Raw genomic sequence first — 23,249 nt, 5'->3', positions numbered from 1 at the left:
AGCCCGCTTCTGGCCTGGAACCTCGCAATGACTGCCACTGCCGCTCTGCCCTGCTCCGTCCTGTTGCTCGCCGGGGGCCAGGGCCGACGTATGGGCGGGCAGGACAAGGGCCTGCTGAACTGGCAGGGCCAACCCCTGATCGCGCATGTGCATGCTGTGGTGCGTGCGCTCAGCGATGACCTGATCATTTCCTGCAACCGCAACCAGGCCGCCTATCGACCCTTTGCCGATCAGTTGGTGGGCGATGCCGAGCCCGGCTTTCCCGGCCCGTTGGCAGGGGTGCTGGCGGGGCTTGCCGTGGCGCGGCACGATTGGCTGCTGGTGCTGGCGTGCGACGCGCCGCGGGTTGAGCGTGCGTTGCTCGACGAACTGCTGGCGCTTGCCGGGGCTCAGGGGCAGCCGGTGATGGTGCGCCAGGGCGAACACTGGCAGCCGATGTTCAGCCTGATGCCGTGTGCGCTGCGGGCCAACCTGCAGGCGGCCTGGCAGGCGGGTGAGCGCAGCCTGCTGCGTGCCTTGCTGGCGCACCCGCTGGTGGCACTGGACTGCGCCGAGGGAGATGAGCGGTTGAGCAACTTCAATACGCCCGAGCGGTTGGCCGGGGCAGATCGAGAGCGTGGCGCCTGACGGCGCGTGGTGTCAGACAGGCCGCTTTCGCCGGCAAGGCCGGCGAAGGCTCAACGCAAGCGCGTGCGGATCCGATGGCACACGTTCAACACCTGCGCAACCTCGCCCTCGCCCAGGTCGATTTTGCACGCCATGTTGCTGAAGACTTGCGCCGCCTCGGCCTTCAACTCGCGGCCCTTGTCGGTCAGCAGCAGGTTGCGTCGGCGCCGGTCGCTGGGGTCCAGGTACACGGTGATGAACCCCGCATCGGCCAGGCGTTTGACGATCGGCGTCAGCGTGCCCAGGTCAAACAGGGTCAGTTCGCTCAAGGCGCTGATGGACACATCGTCCTGGCCCCACAACCCGGCCATCACCAGCAACTGCGGGTAGGTCACGCCACGGCGCTTGAGCGGCTCGGCATAGTCGCGCACCATGGCATTGGCGGTCGAGTACAGCGAAAAACACAGCATCTTGTCGAAGTCGAACGTGGGATCAAGCATGCACACCTCCCACGACACGGCTGTGGTGATGCACCGCGTCGACCCGCGCTGCAGGGTCGGGCAGGTAGCGGCCTGCCTGGCGCATCCGCCAGGCGGGCGTATGCGCCGTGGGTTGGCGCAGCAAGGCCTTGATAAACGTATTATTGTGCAAGGACGGGTAACTCATGCTGGTTCGCGAAAATCAATGCGGCGGTTCATGCCTGGCGCCGTGAAGCGGCGTCGGCAATCGTGCTGCGCAAGGCGTGGATCGTAGCGCGGTAGTCTGGCTGGGCAAAAATCGCCGTCCCCGCGACGAACATGTCGGCACCGGCCGCTGCGACCTGGCCGATCGTGTGAAGGTTGACGCCGCCATCCACTTCCAGGCGGATGTCACGACCACTGGCATCGATCAGCTTGCGCGCTGCCTCGATCTTGGGCAAGACCGAGGGGATGAACGACTGCCCGCCAAAGCCCGGATTGACCGACATCAGCAACAGCAGGTCGAGTGTGTCGAGTACATACTCGCACGCCTCCAGCCCCGTGGCCGGGTTGAACGCCAGGCCTGCCTTGCAGCCCAGGTCCTTGATCAGTTGCAGCGAGCGGTCGAGGTGAACGGTGGCTTCGGGGTGGATCGAAATGTAGTCGGCGCCCGCCTCGGCAAACGCCTGGATCATCGCGTCCACCGGCGTGACCATCAGGTGCACATCGATCGGAGCACTGATGCCGTGCTTGCGCAGGGCACTGCAGAACTGCGGCCCCATGGTCAGGTTGGGCACATAGTGGTTATCCATCACATCGAGGTGGATGACATCGGCACCGGCCGCCAGCACCCGTTCGGCTTCCTCGCCAAGGCGGGCAAAATCGGCCGCCAGCATCGACGGTGCAATCCAGAACTGTTTCACGCGCGTACTCCGTTACTCATTGACTAATCGTTGCTGAGGACCCTGTTCGGCTTGCGCCAACGCCGTATTGACCTGTGCGATCAGCTCATCGTTCGGCGCCTCGAGATGAAAATGGTGCCCGCCCTCATGCCAGTGCACACGGGTGGCCCAGGGCAGGGCCTTTTTACGTTTGTCGAACGCCGGGCCGGCAAACAGCCCCTGGCGTCCCAGCATCACGTGCAACGGGCAACTGATCTGGCGCAGGAAGTCACAGGCCTGGCGCTCTGTCAGTTGCATCGGTTCGGGCAACACCAGGCGCGGGTCGTGACGCCAGCGATAGCCATCAGCCACGCTGAGCAGGTCGCGCAGGGCCAGCAAGCGCGCCGACGCCGGCGAAAGCAGCCCATCGATACTGCTGCGCCGTTCGTTGACGGCCGCCTCGACACTGGCGAACTGCACGCTGTCGGGCGCCGAGAAACCGTGCAGCCGCGTACGCAGGGCCAGGCGCATGAGCCGGTGGGCCTTCTTCAGGTGCTCGACCGTATCCTCTTCGCCAATCGTGAAGGGCGCGCCCATGCCGTCAAGGAAGATCATGCTGTCGATGGACTTGTTCATCGCCCCAAGGACCGACGCCACGCCACTGCCCATGGAGTGGCCGATCACTGAAAAGCGCTTCCAGCCCAAGTGCTCGACCAGGCTGTTCATGTCGTCGGCGTGCTCCCACAGGTAGTAGCCACTGTCGCCTCGCCGGTGATCCGAGCGCCCATGCCCGGCGAAATCCGGGGCGACCACGAAACAGTTCTGCAACTGCGGCGCCAAGTGCTCGAAGGAGGCGGCGTTGTCCAGCCAGCCATGCAGGGCCAGCACCGGATGACCACCCTCCTCGCCCCAGACCCGCAGGGCAAACGTCTGCCCGTTGACGTCCAGAGTCTGGTCCCTGCCTTTATTGCCAAGACGCATGTGAACACTCCTGCATGAGCTTTTAATCGGAAAGGGCCACGTCAATCAGCCGGCAGCGGCCAGTTGGGCCGAACGTGCGGTGTTTTGCAGTTGCTTGAGGTCGAATTTGCCGTTGGCCGTACGCGGCAGGGTGATCTCGATACTGATGGCCAACGGCACCTTGTGCGGTTCGAGCCCGGCTCGACAGCGCTCGAGCAGTTGTTCGGCACTCAGGTTGATGCCCTGGCTGAGGGTGACGAAGGCCCACAGACCCTCGCCCACCGCGGCATCCTCCACGCCCACCACGGCCGCCGCCTCGATGCCGGCCATGGCGTAGAAGAAGTCCTCGACTTCAGACGGGCTGACCTTCATCCCGCGGGACTTGATGACGTGGTCCATGCGCCCTTCGAAGTACAGGTAGCCGTCTTCGTCCAGGTGGCAGTAGTCGCCGGTATACAGCACGCTTTCACCCGGATACACGCCAGGCTTGAGCTTCTGGGCGGTGGCCTGCGGGTTGCGCCAGTAACCGGCCATGACCGTGGAGCCGCGAATCACCAACTGGCCGACCTGATGCGCCTGGTCGATACGCTGGCCTTCCTCGTCGATCAGCCACAGTTCGGTATTGGGAATGGCAATGCCTACGCTGCCCGGCTTGCTGTCGATGTCCTCGGGAGGCAGGTAAGTGCAGCGCTTGCACTCGGTCAGGCCGTACATCGAGAAGATCTGCGCCTGCGGGAACAGCACCTTCATCTGCGCGATGTGCGAGGGCTTGAGCGCCGCGCCGGTGTTGGTGACCATGCGCACGTCGGGGAACCTTTCGCTGCGCTTGCTGGCGTATTCGTGCAGCAACATCAGCATGGTCGGCACGAACGGGATGACGCTGATGCTGTACTGGCGGATTTTCTTGATCAGGAAGATCGGCCAGGTGAATTCCTTTTCCAGCACCAGGGTAGCGCCAGCACTCAGGGCCATGATCATCTGATACAGGCCGTAGTCGAAGGACAACGGCAGCGAACAGAGTACGTTGTCGCTGTCGTTGTAGCCCAGGTAGGTGTGCAGCGAAGACAGCGCCGCAAGCATGTTGCGGTGGGTCAGCATCACACCTTTGGGCGCGCCGGTGGAGCCGGAGGTGTAGATGATCGCCGCCAGGTCCAGGTCCAGTGTGCCGCAGGCCACCGGGGCACTGACGCCCTGGCCAAGCACGGCTTCGAAGGTCTGGGTCACGGCGGAGTCGGCTTCACCGTCCAGCAGCACGATGCTGCGCAGGTGCGGCAGGCTCGGTGTGTCTACCGACAGGCTGGCGAATTTTTCCGAGGTGGTGATCAGCACCGAGGCTTCGGCATCGCGCACGATGTAATCGAGCCTTTCGGCCGAGGTGTCCAGGCCGACATTGACCACCACGCCACCGGCCTTGAGCACACCCCAGAACGCGCAGACGGTTTCGACCCGATTGCCCAGGCACAGCACTACCCGTTCCTGACGTTGCAGGCCGCCGGCCTGCAAGCCCGAGGCCAGCCGCGAACTGGCATCGTCGATGTCGGCATAGGTGTAGGTTTCATCGGCGTAGATCACCGCCGCCTTGCGTGGATACAGGCCATTGCTGGCCTCGAGTACGTGCTGCAGAAGCATGCTAGACGGGCTCATACTGGACCTCGGGCTGCCCGTGCAGGGCACCACAGGCAGCCACCTGGCGATGGGCATCGATGTAGTGCGCCAGCGTGCTGACCGTATTGAAATGCCCGGGGGCAATGGTGTCGGGGTTGACGAAGAAGCCTTCGATTTCATCCTCCAGGCTGACCAGCAGCTCCATCGATGTCAGCGAGTCCAGGCCCAACTGATCGCGCAGGTGCGAGTCGGCGCGTACCTCGGTGCTGGCCGGCAGCTTGAGCACCGCACGCAGGATCTCGACCAGGCGTGCCTGGGTTGCGCCTTGAACGCCAGCGACCTGGGTGCCTTGGGATGCCGGAGTGCCGGCAGGCGCGGCGAGCATGTCATCGAGCGCCACGTCGGTGTGGCTGTCGCGAATTTCCAGCGCGGTCTGGCGGGGCTTGGCCAGGAAAAGCCGGCCGTGGCTGACGATCACCTCCGCCGGGTGCCCATGGCTGTGGAACAACGTCGGCGAAGCCGTCGGGCCATAGGCACCGGAGGCGGTGACCGCCAGCAGGTCGCCCTCGTTCAAGGTCTCGATGCGCACGTCACGGCCAAGCAGGTCGTCCGGGCTGCACAGTGGCCCGGAGATATGGTATTCGCACAGTGGTGCGCCGGTGCTGCCGGTGGCGTGCACGATACGGAAGTTGCGCTTGAGCACCTGGCCACTGCCGGCCGCCGCGCCGTGGCAGTTGGTGCCGCCATCGGTCACGGCGAAGGTCTTGCCATGGTTGTGCTTGATGTTGTCGACGGTCACCAGCAAGGCGCCGCATTTGCCGGCGACGAAACGGCCGGATTCCAGAATGATGCGGGTCCTGGGGAACTGGCGATGGAAGCTCGCAAACAGCGGTGCCAGCAGTTGCTTGAGGTGCTGGGTGTCGAGTTCCTTTTCGTTCTCGTAGTACTTGATGCCCAGGCCGCCACCGACGTCGACCATGCTCAGGTCCAGGTCGTAACGCAGGGTGAGGTTGCGGTAGAGGTCGAGGATGTAGCTGGCGTTGTCGTACACCGACTGGGCGTCGAGGATCTTGGTGCCGTTGTAGACGTGAATGCCCTTGATGTTCAGGTTGGGCAGCGCCAGGTACTGGCCGAAGTTGGCGACGGCGGTATCTTCCTCGATACCGAAATGGGTCGGGCGCCGCCCATCTTCCACGGCGAGCCGGAGGCGGAGAAATTCGGGTTGATGCGGATGGCCACCGGCGCGCTGCAGCCCAGCGTCGCGGCCAGGGCCGACAGTGCGCGCAGCTCGGTCTCGGACTCGACGACGATCGCATACACACCCACTTCCAGTGCACGGCGGTGCTCTTCGGGTTTTTTGTAAGGCCCCAGGAAGATGATGTCGTGAGGGGCAACACCGGCTTTGAGCGCGATTTCCAGCTCGCCCAGCGAACAGACCTCGGTGTTGCCACCGTAGGAGCGGATCAGTTTGACCAGCGACAGGTTCGGGTTGACCTTGAGCGCGTAGAAGATGTCCACGCAGTCGGGCAACGCATCGCGCAGCTCGTTGAAACTGCTGCGAAGCACAGCCTCGTCGTACAGATAGGTGGGTGTGCCGAACGTCGCTTTTGCCTGAAGGACCAATTCTTTGGAAAGCTTCATCTGTTGCTCCCTTCGTTATTATATTTTCCGGTGCCGAATGCCTGCACGGGATCGGCCTGTGCGTGCGTCCCGGTAGCCCATGGCGTGTTAAGTGTCGTGTCGAATCGCGCAGGTCAGGCAGCCAGGCCAGGACGGCCTCGCTACAAAACTTTGCGCGCAAAGTTTGTGAAATTCTCTACTGCGATTCGCCGTGATGTCAAGATAATTCCATCGCTTGCACGCTGCGACAGAACGTCACCCGGTCAGCGTCAAAAAGCAGGTGTAACAGCGACTTAACAGCGCACCATTTACAGATCAGCAGTCATTTCACCCAGCAAATGCGGGGGCTTTATCTGATCCGTATATATGCCCTATTTCTGAGTCTGTTTTGTCTGCGACGGGCTTCCTAGAGTCTGCGCCTGTGCCAGGGCCCAAGGTGGGCCGGGACGTGAAGGAACTGCGGATAAACAGCCATGAGTACACATCAACAGGCGCAGGCCTATAACTACAAGGTGGTGCGCCAATTCGTCGTCATGACGGTGGTATGGGGCATCGTCGGCATGGCCATGGGCGTGTGGATCGCCTCGCAACTGGTCTGGCCGGACCTCAACCTGGACCTGCCCTGGACCACGTTCGGCCGCCTGCGGCCGTTGCACACCAGCCTGGTGATCTTCGGCTTTGCCGGCAGCGCGCAATTTGCCGCCAGCTACTATGCGGTGCAGCGCACCTGCCAGGTGCGGCTGTACAGCGACTGGCTGACCGGCTTCACCTTCTGGGGCTGGCAGGCGACCATCGTGATCATGCTGGTGAGCCTGCCGCTGGGGCTGACCACCACCAAGGAATACGCCGAGATCGAGTTCACCGGCGCGGTGTGGATGGCGATCGTGTGGGTGGCCTATGGCGTGGTGTTCTTTGGCACCCTGCTGCGGCGCAAGGGCACCCACATCTACGTGGGCAACTGGTTCTTCGGTGCGTTCATCGTGGTGATCGCCATGCTGCACGTGGTCAACCACCTGTCGATCCCGGTCAGCTGGTTCAAGTCGTACCCGGTATACGCCGGCGCCACCGATGCGATGGTGCAGTGGTGGTACGGGCACAACGCCGTGGGCTTTTTCCTGACCACAGGCTTTCTGGGCATGATGTATTACTTCGTGCCCAAGCAGGTGGGCAAGCCGGTGTACTCGTATCGCCTGTCGATCGTGCACTTCTGGGCGCTGATCACCCTGTACATCTGGGCCGGCCCCCACCACCTGCACTACACCGCCCTGCCCGACTGGGCGCAGTCGCTGGGCATGGCGATGTCGCTGATCCTGCTGGCGCCCAGCTGGGGCGGCATGATCAACGGCATGATGACCCTCTCGGGCGCCTGGCATAAGCTGCGCAGCGATCCGATCCTGCGCTTTCTGGTGCTGTCGCTGGCGTTCTACGGCATGTCGACCTTCGAAGGCCCGATGATGGCGATCAAGACCGTCAACGCCCTCTCCCACTACACCGACTGGACCATCGGCCACGTGCACGCCGGTGCCCTGGGCTGGGTGGCGATGATCACCTTCGGTGCGCTGTACCACATGATTCCGAAGGTGTTCGGGCGCGAGAAAATGTACAGCATCGGCCTGATCAACCTGCACTTCTGGCTGGCCACCATCGGAACCGTGCTGTACATCGCCTCGATGTGGGTCAACGGCATTACCCAGGGCCTGATGTGGCGGGCGACCAACGACGACGGCACCCTGACCTATTCGTTCGTGGAGTCGCTGGTCGCCAGTCACCCGGGCTTTGTGGTGCGGTTTGCCGGGGGCGTGTGCTTCCTCAGCGGGATGCTGTTGATGGCCTGGAACACCTGGCGCACGGTGCGCGTAGCCGACCCGAAACTGGCGCTGAACAACGCGCAGCTGGCCTGAGGGCATCATGATGAATGAGTGGCTCCATGGCGGGTATTGGGTAGCTGGGCTGGTGTTCTTCTACCTGATCACCAGCGCGTGCCTCAAGCGCCACAGTGACGAGGTGGATGACCAGGCGAGCCTGATACCCTTCGCCGATGACCCGCTGGTGGCGCGGCGGGTCGAACAGGCGATCGGCCGGCCAGTGCCGGCCGAGGCGCCCGAGGCTTCGCTGAAGGCTTGAGACCGGCGGTACGTGCTTCGCCGGCCAGGCCCGCGCCTACAGGACATGCAGGGGCTGGCCTTGCCGGCGAAACGCGCCGTTACTGCGGTGCAGGCTCCACGTCCTGGAACGCCAGGCCCTGGCTGCCACTGACCTGCCACGGGTTCGCCCCACCCGTCTCGCTGAAGCGGATGTTGTCGAAGCGCGAGTCCTTCAGGCCATCGATCTTGACCTTGGCCGGACCACTGAAGCGCACACGTTCGAACGCCAGCCCCTGGTGGTACGCATCGTGCTGGCTGTCACCCTTCACTTCGATGGCGGCCATCTGCGCATTCTCCACACTCACGTCACTGACCCGCACATCACGGAACTGCCCCGGTATGGTCGAGCGCTTGTAGTCGAGCTTGGCATTCGGGTCGTTGTAGTCGAGGGTGAAGATGAACGCCTGCTTGACCGTGTTGCGAAGCGCCGAATCGCGGAATATCACATTGCGCGCCCCGCCGCCCATGAAGTTGGTGCTCTTCATGCGCAACCCGGCATCGGTGCCATCAGACACATTGTCCTCGGCCAGGATGTTCTGGATCCACGCCCCGGTATGGCTGCCGGCGACAACCATGCCATGCCCCTTGCGGAAGTAGTTGTTGAAGATCCACGCGTCTTCCTGGGTCTTCTGGTGCACCGCATCGGCGCCGGTACCCGCCGCGAAGTTGACGCAGTCATCACCGGTGTCGAAGAAGTTGTTGAACACCATGGCGCCGCGGCTGTTGGCAAACTCGATGCCGTCACCGTTGTTGGCGTCGTAGGTCTTGTGCGTGGTGTTGGCCATCACCACGTTCTCGGTTTCCAGGTTCATGATGCCGTGGTACGCCGGGTTGAGCACGGTGAAGCCGCCGTAGAACACGTTCTTCACGTCGCGCAGGGTAATCAGCGACGAGCGCATCTGCCCGTATGCATCCTTGACGTTCATGCCCTCGGCCACGGCGCGCTCGACCTGGGCCTTGGCCAGGATGCCGTCCTGCATGTAGCGGGTATTGTCGCTGGCCAGGTACACCGGCAGCGACTGGCCACGCTCATCCTGTACATCGGCGCTGCGCTTCCAGCCGTTGCCGTCGATGGTGCCCTTGCCGACGATGCGGATGTTCTCGAATGCCTGATGCTTGCGTGGGTCACGCGGCAGTGCGTTGATCAGCGAGGCCGGGCGCACCGTGGTGGAGTATGGGTACTGGATGTAGCCGTCACGCGGGTAGTCCTCTGGACGCTCGGAGCCGAGCAGGGTCGCGCCCTCGGCGATTTCCAGGGTCATGTTGCTCTTGAGGTACAGCGCACCGCTTTTGTAGGTACCGGCTGGCAGCAACACCTTGCAGCCCACGCTGCAGGCGTCGATGGCGCTCTGGATGGCCGCAGTGTCGAGGGTGGTGCCGTCGCCCTTGGCACCGTGCTTCTTCACGTCGAACAATGCCGGCACAGGGGTGGTGCGCTGCACCACCACGGGGCTGTCGGCCGACTCCTTGCCGTCGCTGCCTACCGAGCGCACGGTGAAGCGGTATTCGGTGTCGGGCGCAAGGTTCTGGGCGGTGTAGCTGTGGATACCGATGCGGTGATGGAAATTCTCGGTGTCCTGCTCGTAGAAGCGGTCGATGTAAGGCTTGGCCGGTGACACCTGGCCATTGTTGACGTTGCTGGAGCCCAGCAGCTTGCCGTTGAGGTAGACCCGGTAGTCGTCGATATCGGCATGATCGGCCGGTTTTTCCCAGACCAGAATGATCTGTCGATCATCATAGGCCAGGGTCGGCACTTGCACCTTGGTGGGCGCATCCAGCGCCCACAGCGGCAGGCTGCAGCCCATGGCCAGAGCGCCAAGTACCGCGCGCGCCAAGGGGGTCTTGGGCAGAACAACAGCAGGGTTTGCATACGGCATGTTTTTATTTTCCTTGTTTTTGCCAGTCATCACGCCACGCCTGTGTACCCGGGCCCGAAGGCTCAGGCACCGAGCGCGGCTTGCTCGAGGTATTGGCTGCGGTTGACGAACGTCTCACGCGGCATTTCCCTCACATCCATGGACAACGCCTCCACTTCCGGCAGCAAGGCGACCAGCGCCGCCAGGGTAGCCGAAGCGAGGCTGCGGCGCTGCTCGGCGCTGCGCCCGGCGAACAGGTACAGTGCCACGTGCACGAACTCATCCTGGGTGGCGCCGCAGCGGTAATGTTCGAAACCGTTCAGGCGCGCCTTGATATCACCCGGCTTGAACAGCCCGCTGGCATCGATGGCATCGTGCACGGCGGCCAGCAGGGTCTGCTCGCCGACGCGTCGGGCCAGTTCGGCGGGGCAATCGATAATGCAATGGGGCATGGTGAAGCTCCTCGGTCAGGTGACGGGCGCCGGGTTGAACAGCGTCAGGTCGTTATGCAGGCGGTGGCGCTCGGCCCAGGTGCGCACCTTGCCGCTGGCCACGTCCAGGTACAGCTGGAAGATTTCCCAGCCCAGTTGCTCCAGGCTCAGTTGGCCGTTGGTCACGCGGCCGGCGTCGACGTCGATCAGGTCGGGCCAGCGCTCGGCCAGTTGCGTGCGCGTGGCCACCTTGATCACCGGGGCCATGGCCAGACCGTACGGCGTACCGCGCCCGGTGGTGAAGATGTGCAGGTTCATCCCGGCCGCCAGTTGCAAGGTGCCGCAGACAAAATCGCTGGCCGGGGTGGCGCAGTACTGCAGGCCACGGCCGGTGACCCGCGCGCCCGGCGCGACCACACCGGCAATCGCGCTGCTGCCGGACTTGGCGATCGAGCCCATGGCCTTCTCGACGATGTTGTTCAACCCGCCCTTCTTGTTGCCGGGCGTGGTGTTGGCGCTGCGGTCGGCCTGGCCACGGGCCAGGTAGCGGTCGTACCAGTCCATCTCGCGCACCAGGGCCTGCGCCACATGAGGCGTGGCGGCACGCGCGGTCAACAGGTGAATGCCATCGCGCACCTCGGTGTTCTCCGAGAACATCACGGTGGCACCGGCACGCACCAGCAGGTCGGCGGCCACGCCCAGCGCGGGGTTGGCGGTGATGCCGGAAAACGCGTCGCTGCCACCGCACTGCATGCCCACCACCAGCTCGGCCGCCGGTACCGGCTCACGGCGGCGCTGGTCGAGTACCTGCAGGCGCGCTTCGATCATCTGCAGGATCTGCTCGACCATGCCGTTGAAGCCGGTGCCGCTGTCCTGCAGGCGGAACAGCCAGTCGGCCTCGTCCTGGCCAGCGGTCAGCGCATCGCCCGGCATCAATTGCGCAGGCTGCAGCTTCTCGCAGCCCAGGCCGATCACCAGCGCCTGGCCACCCAGGTTGGGGTTGCGCGCCAGGTTGTGCAGGGTGCGGATCGGAATGATTGCGTCGGGCGCGGTGATCGCTACGCCACAGCCATAGCTGTGGGTCAGCGCCACCACGTCGTCGACATGGGGGTAGCGTGGCAGCAGCTCGCGACGGGCGCGCTCCACGCAGTGGTCGAGCACACCGGTGACGCATTGCACGGTGGTGCTCACACCCAGAATATTGCGGGTACCCACGCTGCCATCGGCATTGCGGAACCCGTCGAAGGTATAGCCATCCAGTGCCGGCAACGGCTCAGGTATATCAGTGGCCATCGGCAGGCTGTCCAGCGCCGGCGCGTCAGGCAGGCTCAGCAGTTGCTCGGTCACCCAGCGCCCACGTGCGATCGGCACCAGCGCATAGCCGATCACCGTACCGTAGCGCAGCACCGGTTGCCCTTGCGCGATGTCTTCAAGCGCCACCTTGTGGCTCTGCGGGATGGCCTCGACGGCCACCAGGCCGTCGACAAAGCAGCCGCCCGCCCCTACGCCCTGCTCGTTCACCACCACCGCGACGTTGTCCAGGGCGTGCAGGCGAATATGGCGTGGGGTGTCCTGATGATGGATCAAGTGCATCGCAATCCCTCTCACGCTTTGCGGCCTGCCCGGTACGGACAGGCCGCGCGCGATCAACCGATGTAGGTGGTCTTGACCGTGGTATAGAACTCGCGGGCGTAGGTGCCCTGCTCGCGCGAGCCATACGAGGAGCCTTTGCGACCGCCAAACGGCACGTGGTAGTCGACCCCGGCGGTAGGCAGGTTGACCATCACCATGCCGGCCTGGGAGTGGCGCTTGAAGTGGTTGGCGTACTTGAGCGAGGTGGTGGCGATGCCTGCCGACAGACCGAACTCGGTGTCGTTGGCCATGGCCAGTGCGGCCTCGTAGTCGGCCACCTTGACCACGCTGGCCACCGGGCCAAAGATCTCTTCGCGGCTGATGCGCATGTCAGGCGTGCAGTCGACGAACAGGGTCGGCGCCAGGAAGTAGCCTTCGGTTTCGCCCTTGACCACTTCACCACCCGAGACCAGGCGTGCACCTTCGGCCTGGCCGATGCGGATGTATTCCAGGTCCTGCGCCAGCTGTGCCTTGGATACCACCGGGCCGATGTCGGTACCGGCCTGCAGGGCCGGGCCCACGCGGATCGACTTCATGCGCTCGACCATCGCCTCGACGAAGCGCGGGTAGATGCCGGCAGTGACGATCAGGCGGCTGGAGGCGGTGCAACGCTGGCCGGTGGAGTAGAACGCACTCTGCACGGCCAGTTCGACAGCCACCTTGAGGTCGGCGTCATCCAGCACGACCTGCGGGTTCTTGCCGCCCATTTCCAGCTGCACCTTGGCCTGACGCGCCACACAGGCGGCCGCGATGCTGCGCCCTACGCCCACCGAACCGGTGAAGCTGATGCCGTCCACGCGCGCGTCCTGCACCATCGCATCGCCGACCACGCGGCCGCTGCCCATCACCAGGTTGAACACGCCGGCCGGGAAGCCTGCGCGCGAAATGATCTCGGCCAGTGCCCAGGCACAGCCCGGTACCAGGTCGGCCGGCTTGAACACCACGCAGTTGCCGTAGGCCAGGGCCGGGGCGATCTTCCACGCCGGGATGGCGATCGGGAAGTTCCATGGGGTGATCAGGCCGATCACGCCCAGTGGCTCGCGGGTCACTTCCACGGTCACGCCAGGGCGTACCGAGGGCAGCACTTCACCGGCCAGGCGCAGGCACTCGGCGGCGAAGAACTTGAAGATGTTGCCGGCACGGGTCACTTCACCGATGCCTTCTGGCAGGGTCTTGCCTTCTTCGCGGGCCAGCAAGGTGCCGAGCTCTTCGCGGCGCGCGAGGATCTCGTTGCCGACCTTGTCCAGCGCATCGCTGCGGGCCTGGATCGGGAACACCGACCATTCGGCGAACGCGCCACGGGCAGCGCGGATGGCGCTGTCGACCTGCTCGGCGCTGGCCTTGGCGTATTCGCCGATCACATCGCTCAGGTCCGAGGGGTTGACATTGCTGGTGTACTCATCGCCCGCCAGCCACTGGCCACCGATGTAGTTCTCGAAACGTTGTACGTTGCTCACTCTGTTTCTCCTTTAGGCGTGAAGACTGCGGCGCCCGCAAAGGGCGCCGCAAGCCAGAGTCTTACTGTGGACCGAGCTTGTCGATCAGCGCTTTCAACTGCGCGACTTCGTCCGGCAGCAGGTCGGTCAGTGGTGCACGTACCGGGCCTGCGTCGTGACCAACCAGGCGAGCACCGGCCTTGATGATGCTGACGCCGTAGCCTTCGCAACGGTTGCGGATTTCCAGGTAAGGCAGGAAGAAATCGTCAATCAGGCGGCCAACGGTCTCGTGGTCTTCACGGGCGATGGCTTCGTAGAACTCGATGGCGGTTTTCGGGATGAAGTTGAACACCGCCGAGGAGTAGACCGGTACGCCCAGAGCCTTGTAGGCCGCTGCGTAAACTTCAGCCGTCGGCAGGCCGCCCAGGTAGGTCAGGCGATCGCCCAGACGGCGGCGGATGGCGACCATGGGTTCGATTTCGCCGATACCGTCTTTGAAGCCGATCAGGTTCGGGCACTTCTCTACCAACTGCTCCAGGCTGTCGGCGGTCAGGCGGCAGACGTTGCGGTTGTAGACGACAACGCCGAAATCAACCGATTTGCAGACTTCTTCAACGTGATTGACCAAGCCTTGCTGGCTGGCCTCGGTCAGATAGTGCGGCATCAGCAGGATACCGGCAGCGCCCAGGCGCTCGGCTTCTTGAGCGTAGGCAATGGCCTGGCGGGTTGGGCCGCCGGCGCCGGCGAGGATTGGCACCTGACCTTTGCAGGTATCGACTGCAGTCTTGATGATCTCGCTGTATTCCTTGGGCTCCAGCGAGAAGAATTCACCCGTGCCACCAGCAGCGAACAGGGCGCTTGCGCCGTACGGGGCAAGCCATTCCAGACGCTTCTGATAGGACTCTTTGTTGAAGTCGCCGTTAGCGTGGAAGTCGGTGATCGGGAAGGACAGCAGGCCGGAAGAGAGGACCTTTTTGAGTTCTTGTGGAGTCATTTTTCGCAAACCTCAGGATAAAGAACAATGGGGTTACCGTTGAGTGGTACGTCATCGTACAACTAAACAAACAACAAAACCAACCGAAGCGTCAAGAATTCTTATAAATGACGCTATGTTGTTGTTTTAAAAGGAATTAAATTTATTAGAAGCGTGATCGAACAACCATGAATCACCTACGTTGTACGATCACATTGCTTGAAACTCACACCGCCGCCGCAGCGCGTGGCGACTCGGCACTGAAGTCGCGGCTGGCCTGCACCAGCATGCGCGTGTACTCGTGTTCGGCCAGGTCCTGGCTCAGCGCCTGGCTGTCCAGGCGCTCGACAATGCGCCCTTGCTGCATCACCGCAACCTTGTCGCACAGGTGGCTGACCACGCCCAGGTCATGGGTCACCATCAGGTAGGTGAGCTTCTCGCGCTGGCGCAGGTCCGACAGCAGGTTGAGAATCTCGGCCTGCACCGATACGTCCAGCGCCGAGGTCGGCTCGTCCAGCAGCAGCACCCGCGGCTCCAGAATCAGCGCACGGGCAATCGCCACGCGCTGGCGCTGGCCGCCCGACAGCTGGTGCGGGTAACGGTAGCGGAAGCTGTCATTGAGGCCCACCTTGAGCAGGATGTCGTTGATGCGGTCATCACGCTCGCCCATGCCGTGGATGGTCAGCGGCTCACGCAGCGCGGTGTCGATGGTGTGGCGCGGGTGCAGCGAACCGTACGGGTCCTGGAAGACCATCTGCACCTTGCGAAAGTGGTCCTTGGGGATCTTGTGCTGCAACGGCACGCCGGCAATGCTCAGCGCCCCGCTCCAGTGCCGGTACTGGCCGGCCAGGCAGCGCAGCACAGTGGTCTTGCCGGAGCCCGACTCGCCCACCAGGCCGAACGACTCGCCGTCTTCGACACTCAGGTTGACGTCGTGCAGCACCTGGTTGAGGGCTGCGCCCACGCCGAAACTCAGGTTCAGCGATTGTGCTTGGATCATGGACATGGTCAGTTACCTCAGCAGGTGAGCCAGAGCGGGTCGCGTTGCAGCACCGGCAAGCGCGGGCGGCGGTTGTCCATGCTCGGCAAGGCCGCCAGCAGGCCACGGGTATAAGGGTGTTCGGCGTATTGCAGGTCGCACGCGGCGAGTGACTCGACCACCCGGCCGGCGTACATCACCAGCACGCGGTCGCAGTAGTTGCGCACCAGGTTGAGGTCGTGACTGACGAAGATCAGCCCCATCTGCTGCTCCACCACCAGCTCTTCGAGCACGTTCAGCACTTGCTGGCGCACCGACACGTCCAGGGCCGAGGTCGGTTCGTCGGCGATGATCACTTCCGGGTTGGTGATCACCATCATGGCGATCATGATGCGCTGGCCCATGCCGCCGCTGACTTCATGCGGGTACAGGTTGTAGACGCGCTTGGGGTCGCGAATGTGCACCTTTTCCAGCATCAGCATCACGCGGTCGCGGGCCTCGCTGCGGCTGGCCTTGTGATGCGCCAGGTAGGCCTCGGCGATCTGGTCACCGACCTTGACCACCGGGTTGAGCGAGTACTTGGGGTCTTGCATGATCATCGAGATGCGCTGGCCACGGATCTTCTGCATGGCCTTTTCGCTGGCGCTGAGCAGGTCGATATCGCCGAACTGCAGGGCCTTGGCGGTGATCTGCGTGCTGCCCGGGTGCAGCTTGAGCAGGCTGCGCCCGACGGTGGACTTGCCCGAACCGGACTCACCCACGATCGCCAGCTTTTCTCGGCCCAGGGTGAACGACACATCGCGCACCGCGTGCATTTCTTTCTTGCCGTTGACGAAGCGCACATTGAGCGAATCGACATTGAGTTTGAGCGTCGACATAAAGCCTCCAGTTACTCGCTACGCGGGTCGAGAATGTCCCGCAGGCCATCGCCCAGCAGGTTGAACGCCAGGCTCACCAGCATGATCGCTGCACCCGGTACTGCCACCAGCCACCAGCACTCGAGCATGTAGCGACGGCCGGTGGAGATCATTGCACCCCACTCCGGCAGCGGCGCCTGTGCACCCAGGCCGAGGAAACCCAGCGCGGCGGCGGTCAGGATGATGCCGGCCATGTTCATGGTCAGGCGGATGATCACCGACGACATGCACATCGGCACGATGTGGCGCAGGATGATGCGCGTCGACGACGCCCCCTGCAGTTCCACGGCAACCACGAAATCGGCCTTGCGCAGCGACAGGGTTTCGGCCCGTGCCAGGCGTGCGATCGGCGGCCAGGAGGTCAGCGCGATGGCGACCACGGCATGCTCCAGGCCAGGGCCGAGGGCGGCGATGAACGCCAGCGCCAGTACCAGGCTGGGGAACGAGATAAAGATGTCGGTGATGCGCATGAACACCGTGTCGACGATGCCGCCGAAATAGCCCGAGACGGTGCCGATGAACAGCCCGATGGGGCCCACGATGATGGTCACCAGGGCAATGATGTAGAGGGTGATGCGGGCGCCGTAGACCAGCCGGCTGAAGATGTCGCGGCCGTATTCATCGGTGCCGAACCAGTGTGCGGCACCGGGTGCCTGCAGGGCATTGCTCAGGTTCTGTACCACGGGGTCGTGGGTGGCGATCCAGGGTGCGAAGGCCGCCACCACGATCAGCAGCAACGCCACCAGCAACCCCGCCAGGGTCATCGGGTTGCGCAGCAGGTGGCGCAGCACCCGCAGGCTGCTCTTGTACAAGGCCTCGAGGCTGGATGCCGGCGTGGTGTCGGCCTGCCGCTTGGCGGTAGATTCGGTAGAAGACATGTTGGCTATCATCGGCATGCTCTCGGTGTGAAATCATGGCCACCGGGGGCGCCCGCAGGCCCCCCCGACGGTGTTCAGCGTTGCTTGTAGACGCCCAGGTAACGGGTCGCCTCGGCGTCATCGCCGGTGAAGCCCTTGACATCGACCGAGCTGACCGCGGTGTCGGTCATCTGCGACACGATCATGATCGGGCCGGCTTGCTCGTCGTACAGCTTCTGGGCCTCGTGGTACATGCTCAGGCGCTTGGACGCATCACGCTCCACCCCTACCCGATCGATCAGGTCATTGAGCTGGCGACTGAAGAACGACGCGCGCCAGCCCTGGAAGTTGGGCAGGCCGGCGTTGTCGCTGTTGTCGGGGTTGTAGGCGAAGGTGCGCAGGCTGAAGTACGGGTGCGGATAACGCTCGGCGCCACGCGCCACGATCATCTCGAAGTTGCGTGCGCGCATCGCGCCATACACCTGGTTGCCGGTGCCCTGGATGATCTGCGCATCGATGCCGCCTTGCTTGAGGGTGGCCTGCATGCGCGAAGCGATCTCGATGAACGGCGACTCGGACAAGGTGCGGATGGTGGTCTTGAAACCGTTCGGGTAACCGGCTTCGGTCAGCAGCGCCTTGGCCTTGTCCACGTCCATCTTGTAGCCAGGATCGGGCAGGCGAGCCTCCAGGCCGAGCTGCATCGGCTGCTGGTTGAGCTTGCCGTAGTGCGGCATGACCTGCTCGTCCAGGCCTTTGTAGTCGATCAGGTTGCGTACCGCTTCGCGCACTTTCTTGTTGGCGAATTCCGGCTGCTTCATGCTCATGGCCACGTAGTACATGGTGCCGCGCTGCAGCGCCTGGATCTGCAGCTTGTCCGAGCCTTCGATGGCCTTGATGTCGGGCCCGGCAATGCCGTAGGCCAGGTCCAGGTCACCGCGCTCAAGCATCAGGCGCAGCGACTGCGACTCGGTCATGTGGCGCACCAGCACGCGCTTCATCTTCGCCTTGTCGCCCCAGTAGCCGTCGAAACGGTTCATCACCAGCGAGTCGTTGGCGGTCCATTTGGCCAGGGTGAACGGGCCGCTGCCAGCCTCGTTGGTGACCAGCCAGGCGGCGCCCAGGTCACCGTTCTTCTCATGCTTGAGGGCTTCCTGGCGGTCGACGATGACCGCACTGGGCGAGATCGCCAGCGAGTCGATGACCAGCAGCGGGTCGGTCGGCTGCGGCAGGTCGACGACCAGGGTGTGGGCGTCGGTGGCGCGGATCAGGCCCTGGATGTTCTCGACGCTGTAGCCGTAGGCCTTCCAGGTGGTGGCCAGGCCGAAGTTGAGCTTCATCACGCGGTACAGCGACCAGGCCACGTCTTCGGCGGTCAGGGCGTTGCCGGAGTGGAACTTGACGTCGCTGCGCAGGTGGAAGGTGATCTGCTTGCCGTCTTCGCTGATGTCCCAGCGTTCGGCCAGTTGCGGCAGGTGTTTTTCCGGGTTGCCGTTGTCGCGCTTGATCAGGGTGTCGTAGAGGTTGGCGTTGACCCCGGAGGCATCCAGGCCCGGGGCGTTGGCCGGGTCGATGGAGAACAGGTTGACCATGCTCATGCCGATGATCAGTTGATCAACGGGGGTCTTGGCATTGACCGCGGCCATCGGGCTCAGCGCCAGGATGGCGCCCAGCAGGCTCATGCGCAGTGTCGGGAATACAGTCTTCATGTGGGCATCCTTCTTTTTATAGTTATTGATTGTGCTCATGCCGGCCATCGTGGCTCAGCGGGTCCGTGGGTCGAACACTTTGTACAGGGCATCGCTGATCAGGTTGAGTGCGACGAAGATCAGGCCGATCACCAGTACACAACCCATCACCGCATTCATGTCGCCAAGCATCAGGCTGCTGGTCAGGTACTGACCAAAGCCAGGCCAGGCAAACACCGTCTCGATCAGTACCGCGCCTTCGAGCAGCGAGCCGTAGGCCAGGGCCACCACGGTCAGCAACTGCACGAGGATGTTGCGAAAGGCATGGCCCCAGACCACCTGGCGCCGCGACAGGCCTTTTACCCGTGCGGTGATGATGTATTCCTGGGACAGCTGCTCGAGCATGAAGCTGCGGGTCATGCGGCTGATGTAGGCCACCGAGTTCAGGCCCAGGATCAACGACGGCAGCACGATGTGGCGCAGTGCGCTGGAGAAGGCGTCCCAGTCGCGTGCCAGTGCCGAGTCGATCAGCAGCAGGCCGGTGACGTCCGGCACCATGCCGTCGTAGGCCAGGTCGATACGCCCTGCCCCGCCCGCCCAGCCCAGCCAGGCGTAGAACACCAGCAGGCCCATCATGCCGACCCAGAAGATCGGTGTGGAATAACCGAACAGGGTGATCACCCGTGCCACATGGTCGCCCACGCGGCCCTGGTTGCTGGCCGCGACCACACCCAGCGGCAGGCCGATGAGGATGCCGAACAGAATCGCCAGGGTGGCCAGTTCGATGGTTGCCGGGAACACGCGCTTGATGTCTTCAAGCACCGGGTGGCCGGTGAGCAGCGCGTTGCCGAAGTCACCGTGCAGCAAGTCGTTCAGGTACAGGCCGAACTGGGTCCAGATCGGCTTGTCCAGGCCCATGGCCCGGTACACCTGGTCGTAGGTGGAGCTGTCGGCGTCCGGACCGACCACGGCCAGCACCGGGTCCAGCGGCATCACCCGACCAATGAAGAAGGTCAGCGCCAGCAGACCAAGCAGGGTCACCAGGACCGTGCCGGCCCGGCGGGCAGTGCCAGACACGCGGGTGCCCAGCACAGAGGCAGTCGAAAGAAACATAACAGGCTCCTGAAAAAGCGTTCACCAATCACCGAGGCGTGAGGGGCGCGTACGCCCCTCGCCCGCTCAACGCGACTTGTAGACGTCTTTGTAACGGGTGGTGGCCGCGGTGTGGCCCTGGTAATTCTGGACATCGTGGTACAGCACCACGGTGTCGGTCATTTGCGATACCGGCAGGATCGCCCCCACCTGCTCGTCCAGGGTTTTCTGGATCTGCTGGTACTGGGCCAGCTGCACGGCCTTGTCGGGTTCGACTTCGGCCTGTTCGATCAGGCTGTTCAACTCGGGGCTGTAGAACGAGGTACGCCAGCCCTGGAAGTTGCTCAGCTTGGCCTCGTCGCGGTTGTCCGGGTTGTACACCAGGGTACGCAGGCTCGAATGCGGGTGGCGCTCGGCACCGCCGCCGCCACGCCCGACCAGGATGTCGAAGGTGCGTTCACGCATGGCACCGTAGACCTGGTTGCCGGTACCGGTGACGATGGTGGCCTGGATGCCCGCCTGGGCCAGGGTCGACTGCAGGCTGGAGGCGATGTTGATGAACGGTGGTTCGGTGAGCACGCGAATGGTGGTCTTGAAGCCGTTGGGGTAACCGGCCTCGGCCAGCAGTTTTTTCGCTTCGGCCACGTTCAGGGTATAGCCCGGATCGTCCAGACGCGCCGGCAGGCCCAACGGCAACGGGCGCTGGTTGATCTGGCCGTAGTGCGGCATCACGGTGTTGTTGATGCCCTGGTAATCGATCAGCGACCGCACGGCCTTGCGCACGCGCGCATCGTCGTATGGCTTGTTCTTGACGCTCAGGGCGACGTAGTAGAGGGTGCCGCGCTGTACGGTCTGGGCCTTGACCTTGTCCGATTTTTCCAGCGCTTCGATATCCGGTGCTGCCATGCCCTTGGCCAGGTCCAGGTCGCCACGTTCAACCATCAGGCGCAGCGATTGCGACTCGGTCATGTTGCGCATGACGATGCGCTTGAGCTTGGCCGGGCCATCCCAGTAACCGTCGAAGCGGTTCATCAGGATCACGTCGTTGGCGCGCCAGTCCTGCAGCACGAACGGACCGCTGCCAGCGGCGTGAGTGGTCAGCCAGGCGCCGCCCATGTCATCGCCTTTCTGGTGCTGCTGCACCACTTTGCGGTCAAGGATGAAAGCGCTTGGGGAGGTTGCGAGGGTGTTGAGCACCAGCATCGGGTCGGTCACGCGCGGCAGCTCGACCACGAAGGTGTATTCGTCGGTGGCACGCATGTGCTGGGCGACGTTGCCGGCGGTGAAGCCGTACGCTTTCCAGGTGGAGGCCAGGGCCAGGTTGAGCTTGATCACGCGCTGCAGCGACCAGGCCACGTCTTCGGCGCTCAAATCATTACCAGAATGGAACTTCACGCCCTTGCGCAGGTTGAAGGTCAGGGTCTTGCGGTCATCGCTGACGGTCCAGCTTTCGGCCAGGGCAGGCACCAGCCTGTCAGGTTGCTTCACATCCTGCACCAGCAGCATGTCGTACAGGTTGGCATTGACCTCAGAGACATCCAGCCCGGTGGCAGCGGCCGGGTCGAGGGACAGCAGGTTGATCATGCTCATGCCGACGATCAGCTGGTCGGCCGGGGTTTTGGCGAAAGCGGCAGGTACCGAGGTCATTGCCAGCGATGCAGCAAAGACCCCCGCCCAGAGTTTGGGGAGAACGCTCATGTGAGATAGCCTTTTTATAGTTATTGGACTCTCGGGCGGCACGCTATGGCGCGTGCCGCCATGCACGAATCAGAAGCTGTGCAGCGTATTGGTCTCGACGAAGTCGAAGTCGATTTCCTCGCCCAGGCCTGGCAGGTCCGACAGGTGCACGAAACCGTCTTCGTCCATCGGATCGACCAGGCGCTTGAGGTAGGCCGGCACTTCGTCGTAGTTCAGGTACGGGTGCAGCAGGCCGCGCTCGTACCAGGTGCAGTTCTTGATCGCACCGACCACCGCCAGGTTGGCGGCGCCGTTGCCGTGAATCTCGCAATCCATGCCGAACGACTCGGCCATGTGCGCCACTTTCAGGCACGGTGCGATACCGCCGACACCGGCCACCCCGGCACGCAGGATGTCGCACACATCGTTCTTGACCCAGCTGGCACGGCTCAGGTGCTTGCCGGCGAGGGTTTCCGGGCCCAGCACCGGGATTTGCAGCTCGCGAGCCAGCCAGGCGTAGGATTCGGCCGAGTCTTCCATCATCGGCTCTTCGAACCAGGCGAAGTCCAGCTTCTCCAGCGCACGACCGATGGTCAGGGCTTCGGTGCGGCTGTACCAGTGGTAACCATCGAGCATCAGCGCGATGTCCGGACCGACCGCTTCACGCACGGCGGCGCACGCCTTGATATCCATGCTCACGCTGGGCGCGAAGGAGACCGGTGGCATCCAGGTGTGCAGTTTGATGGCCTTGTAGCCGCGCTTTACCAGGGTCTCGGCGAAGCGACCGTACTCTTCCGGGGTGGACAGGCCGCCAGGCAGCTCGTCGCCGCACATGGTCGAACCGTAGGCCGGCACCTTGTCACGGTAGCCGCCGATCAGCTTGTGCACCGGCACGTTCAGCTTGCGCCCGGCCCAATCCCACAGGGCTTGCTCGACAAGCGCCAGGGCACGGTCGGTCAACTGGCTGGCGCTACCGCGCTGCCAGTGCACCAGGTCGTGCCAGATCTTCTCGCGATCGAAGGCATTGGCGCCAACCAGCACCTTGCGCACAAAGCCGTCCAGCACATAAGGACGGATCAGCTCAGGCGCACCGAAGGCAAAACCTTCGTTGCCGCATTCAGTCTTGATGCGCAGCAAGGCCATCTTGGCCTGAGTGACGTCGCCCGGGTGGGCATGGCCGGCACTGTCTACAGCGCGGCGGGTGGGGTAGGAAAAAACCTGGACGTTAACAGCAGTGATGATCATGGACGTCTGAGCCTTCTTATTGGATTTGTGGCGGGTGTGTCACGCTCTGGAATCGATCATACGTCATCGTACAACACTTGAAAAGCTCCCCCTGCAAACCTTTCGTCAGGCACCTCTAAAGCCCTTGTTTTGCGGCATTGCGAGAGCTTTTGGCATGAGATAAGCCGCGTGAATACTGCTACAAAGCCCGTTCTT

At 63.4% G+C, this 23,249-nt stretch carries 21 protein-coding genes and 1 pseudogene; 3 read left to right on the top strand and 19 right to left on the bottom strand.

Annotated features, from left to right (window positions below; translation table 11 throughout):
- Window positions 1-27: 27 nt before the first annotated feature.
- Window positions 28-627 carry a molybdenum cofactor guanylyltransferase MobA gene (mobA, locus tag KUO17_RS14700; protein WP_217976272.1) on the top strand — a complete coding sequence of 200 codons (600 nt, stop codon included), beginning with the start codon at window positions 28-30 and terminating at the stop codon, window positions 625-627.
- 50 nt (window positions 628-677) lie between these two features.
- Here the strand turns inward: mobA and KUO17_RS14695 are convergent, their stop codons facing one another.
- The 7 genes and pseudogenes from KUO17_RS14695 to KUO17_RS27210 form a co-directional block, all read right to left on the bottom strand.
- On the bottom strand, window positions 678-1,106 hold the full coding sequence (locus tag KUO17_RS14695) for a MarR family winged helix-turn-helix transcriptional regulator (RefSeq protein WP_217976271.1): 429 nt from the start codon (window positions 1,104-1,106) through the stop codon (window positions 678-680).
- Complete coding sequence (locus KUO17_RS14690) at window positions 1,099-1,272, bottom strand: uroporphyrinogen decarboxylase family protein (RefSeq protein ID WP_217976270.1); 174 nt, start codon at window positions 1,270-1,272, stop codon at window positions 1,099-1,101. Before KUO17_RS14690 ends, KUO17_RS14695 begins: the two co-directional genes overlap by 8 nt.
- Before the next feature lie 28 nt (window positions 1,273-1,300).
- Window positions 1,301-1,987 (bottom strand): ribulose-phosphate 3-epimerase, encoded by a 687-nt coding sequence (gene rpe, locus KUO17_RS14685; RefSeq protein ID WP_217976269.1) that lies wholly within the window; start codon window positions 1,985-1,987, stop codon window positions 1,301-1,303.
- Window positions 1,988-1,999: 12 nt separating this feature from the next.
- A complete protein-coding gene (locus KUO17_RS14680) occupies window positions 2,000-2,926 on the bottom strand; it encodes an alpha/beta fold hydrolase (RefSeq protein WP_217976268.1) in 927 nt (308 codons plus the stop codon).
- A gap of 45 nt (window positions 2,927-2,971) precedes the next feature.
- Window positions 2,972-4,534, bottom strand: coding sequence for a class I adenylate-forming enzyme family protein (locus tag KUO17_RS14675; protein ID WP_255263586.1), 1,563 nt, complete (start codon window positions 4,532-4,534; stop codon window positions 2,972-2,974).
- Between the two features lies 1 nt (window position 4,535).
- Complete coding sequence (locus KUO17_RS27215) at window positions 4,536-4,895, bottom strand: acyl carrier protein (protein WP_425274863.1); 360 nt, start codon at window positions 4,893-4,895, stop codon at window positions 4,536-4,538.
- A gap of 162 nt (window positions 4,896-5,057) precedes the next feature.
- Window positions 5,058-6,151 (bottom strand): annotated as a pseudogene (locus tag KUO17_RS27210) (type III PLP-dependent enzyme domain-containing protein); the annotation flags it as partial.
- A gap of 452 nt (window positions 6,152-6,603) precedes the next feature.
- On the opposite strand from KUO17_RS27210, the gene ccoN reads away from it, so the two are divergent.
- On the top strand, window positions 6,604-8,031 hold the full coding sequence (gene ccoN, locus KUO17_RS14660; protein ID WP_217976264.1) for a cytochrome-c oxidase, cbb3-type subunit I: 1,428 nt from the start codon (window positions 6,604-6,606) through the stop codon (window positions 8,029-8,031).
- A 10-nt stretch (window positions 8,032-8,041) separates the two neighbouring features.
- Complete coding sequence (locus KUO17_RS14655) at window positions 8,042-8,254, top strand: cbb3-type cytochrome c oxidase subunit 3 (RefSeq protein WP_217976263.1); 213 nt, start codon at window positions 8,042-8,044, stop codon at window positions 8,252-8,254.
- A gap of 79 nt (window positions 8,255-8,333) precedes the next feature.
- On the opposite strand, the gene KUO17_RS14650 is transcribed toward KUO17_RS14655, so the two are convergent.
- From KUO17_RS14650 to KUO17_RS14595, 12 genes are all read right to left on the bottom strand, one after another.
- Window positions 8,334-10,151 carry a glycosyl hydrolase family 28 protein gene (locus KUO17_RS14650; protein ID WP_217976262.1) on the bottom strand — a complete coding sequence of 606 codons (1,818 nt, stop codon included), beginning with the start codon at window positions 10,149-10,151 and terminating at the stop codon, window positions 8,334-8,336.
- Window positions 10,152-10,213: 62 nt separating this feature from the next.
- A complete protein-coding gene (locus KUO17_RS14645) occupies window positions 10,214-10,582 on the bottom strand; it encodes a 5-carboxymethyl-2-hydroxymuconate Delta-isomerase (protein WP_217976261.1) in 369 nt (122 codons plus the stop codon).
- A 15-nt stretch (window positions 10,583-10,597) separates the two neighbouring features.
- The gene (garD, locus tag KUO17_RS14640; protein WP_217976260.1) at window positions 10,598-12,154 is read right to left on the bottom strand and encodes a galactarate dehydratase; all 1,557 of its coding nucleotides are present in this window, start codon (window positions 12,152-12,154) and stop codon (window positions 10,598-10,600) included.
- Between the two features lie 53 nt (window positions 12,155-12,207).
- The gene (locus tag KUO17_RS14635; RefSeq protein ID WP_217976259.1) at window positions 12,208-13,650 is read right to left on the bottom strand and encodes an aldehyde dehydrogenase family protein; all 1,443 of its coding nucleotides are present in this window, start codon (window positions 13,648-13,650) and stop codon (window positions 12,208-12,210) included.
- A gap of 61 nt (window positions 13,651-13,711) precedes the next feature.
- A complete protein-coding gene (gene kdgD / locus KUO17_RS14630) occupies window positions 13,712-14,623 on the bottom strand; it encodes a 5-dehydro-4-deoxyglucarate dehydratase (protein WP_217976258.1) in 912 nt (303 codons plus the stop codon).
- A gap of 205 nt (window positions 14,624-14,828) precedes the next feature.
- Entirely contained in the window at window positions 14,829-15,608 is a 780-nt protein-coding gene (locus KUO17_RS14625; protein WP_217976257.1) for an ABC transporter ATP-binding protein, read from the bottom strand.
- Between the two features lie 11 nt (window positions 15,609-15,619).
- On the bottom strand, window positions 15,620-16,459 hold the full coding sequence (locus KUO17_RS14620; protein WP_163944071.1) for an ABC transporter ATP-binding protein: 840 nt from the start codon (window positions 16,457-16,459) through the stop codon (window positions 15,620-15,622).
- 11 nt (window positions 16,460-16,470) lie between these two features.
- Window positions 16,471-17,388 carry an ABC transporter permease gene (locus tag KUO17_RS14615; RefSeq protein ID WP_163972276.1) on the bottom strand — a complete coding sequence of 306 codons (918 nt, stop codon included), beginning with the start codon at window positions 17,386-17,388 and terminating at the stop codon, window positions 16,471-16,473.
- Window positions 17,389-17,450: 62 nt separating this feature from the next.
- A complete protein-coding gene (locus KUO17_RS14610) occupies window positions 17,451-19,061 on the bottom strand; it encodes an ABC transporter substrate-binding protein (protein ID WP_217976256.1) in 1,611 nt (536 codons plus the stop codon).
- A 54-nt stretch (window positions 19,062-19,115) separates the two neighbouring features.
- Window positions 19,116-20,153 (bottom strand): ABC transporter permease, encoded by a 1,038-nt coding sequence (locus KUO17_RS14605; RefSeq protein ID WP_163972277.1) that lies wholly within the window; start codon window positions 20,151-20,153, stop codon window positions 19,116-19,118.
- A 66-nt stretch (window positions 20,154-20,219) separates the two neighbouring features.
- Entirely contained in the window at window positions 20,220-21,830 is a 1,611-nt protein-coding gene (locus KUO17_RS14600) for an ABC transporter substrate-binding protein (protein WP_163942029.1), read from the bottom strand.
- Window positions 21,831-21,899: 69 nt separating this feature from the next.
- Window positions 21,900-23,054 (bottom strand): mandelate racemase family protein, encoded by a 1,155-nt coding sequence (locus KUO17_RS14595; RefSeq protein WP_217976255.1) that lies wholly within the window; start codon window positions 23,052-23,054, stop codon window positions 21,900-21,902.
- Between the last annotated feature and the right edge of the window lie 195 nt (window positions 23,055-23,249).

The sequence above is a fragment of the Pseudomonas aegrilactucae genome, from assembly GCF_019168305.1.
Lineage (GTDB): Bacteria > Pseudomonadota > Gammaproteobacteria > Pseudomonadales > Pseudomonadaceae > Aquipseudomonas > Aquipseudomonas aegrilactucae.
This window is presented reverse-complemented; position numbering and strand designations above follow the sequence as displayed.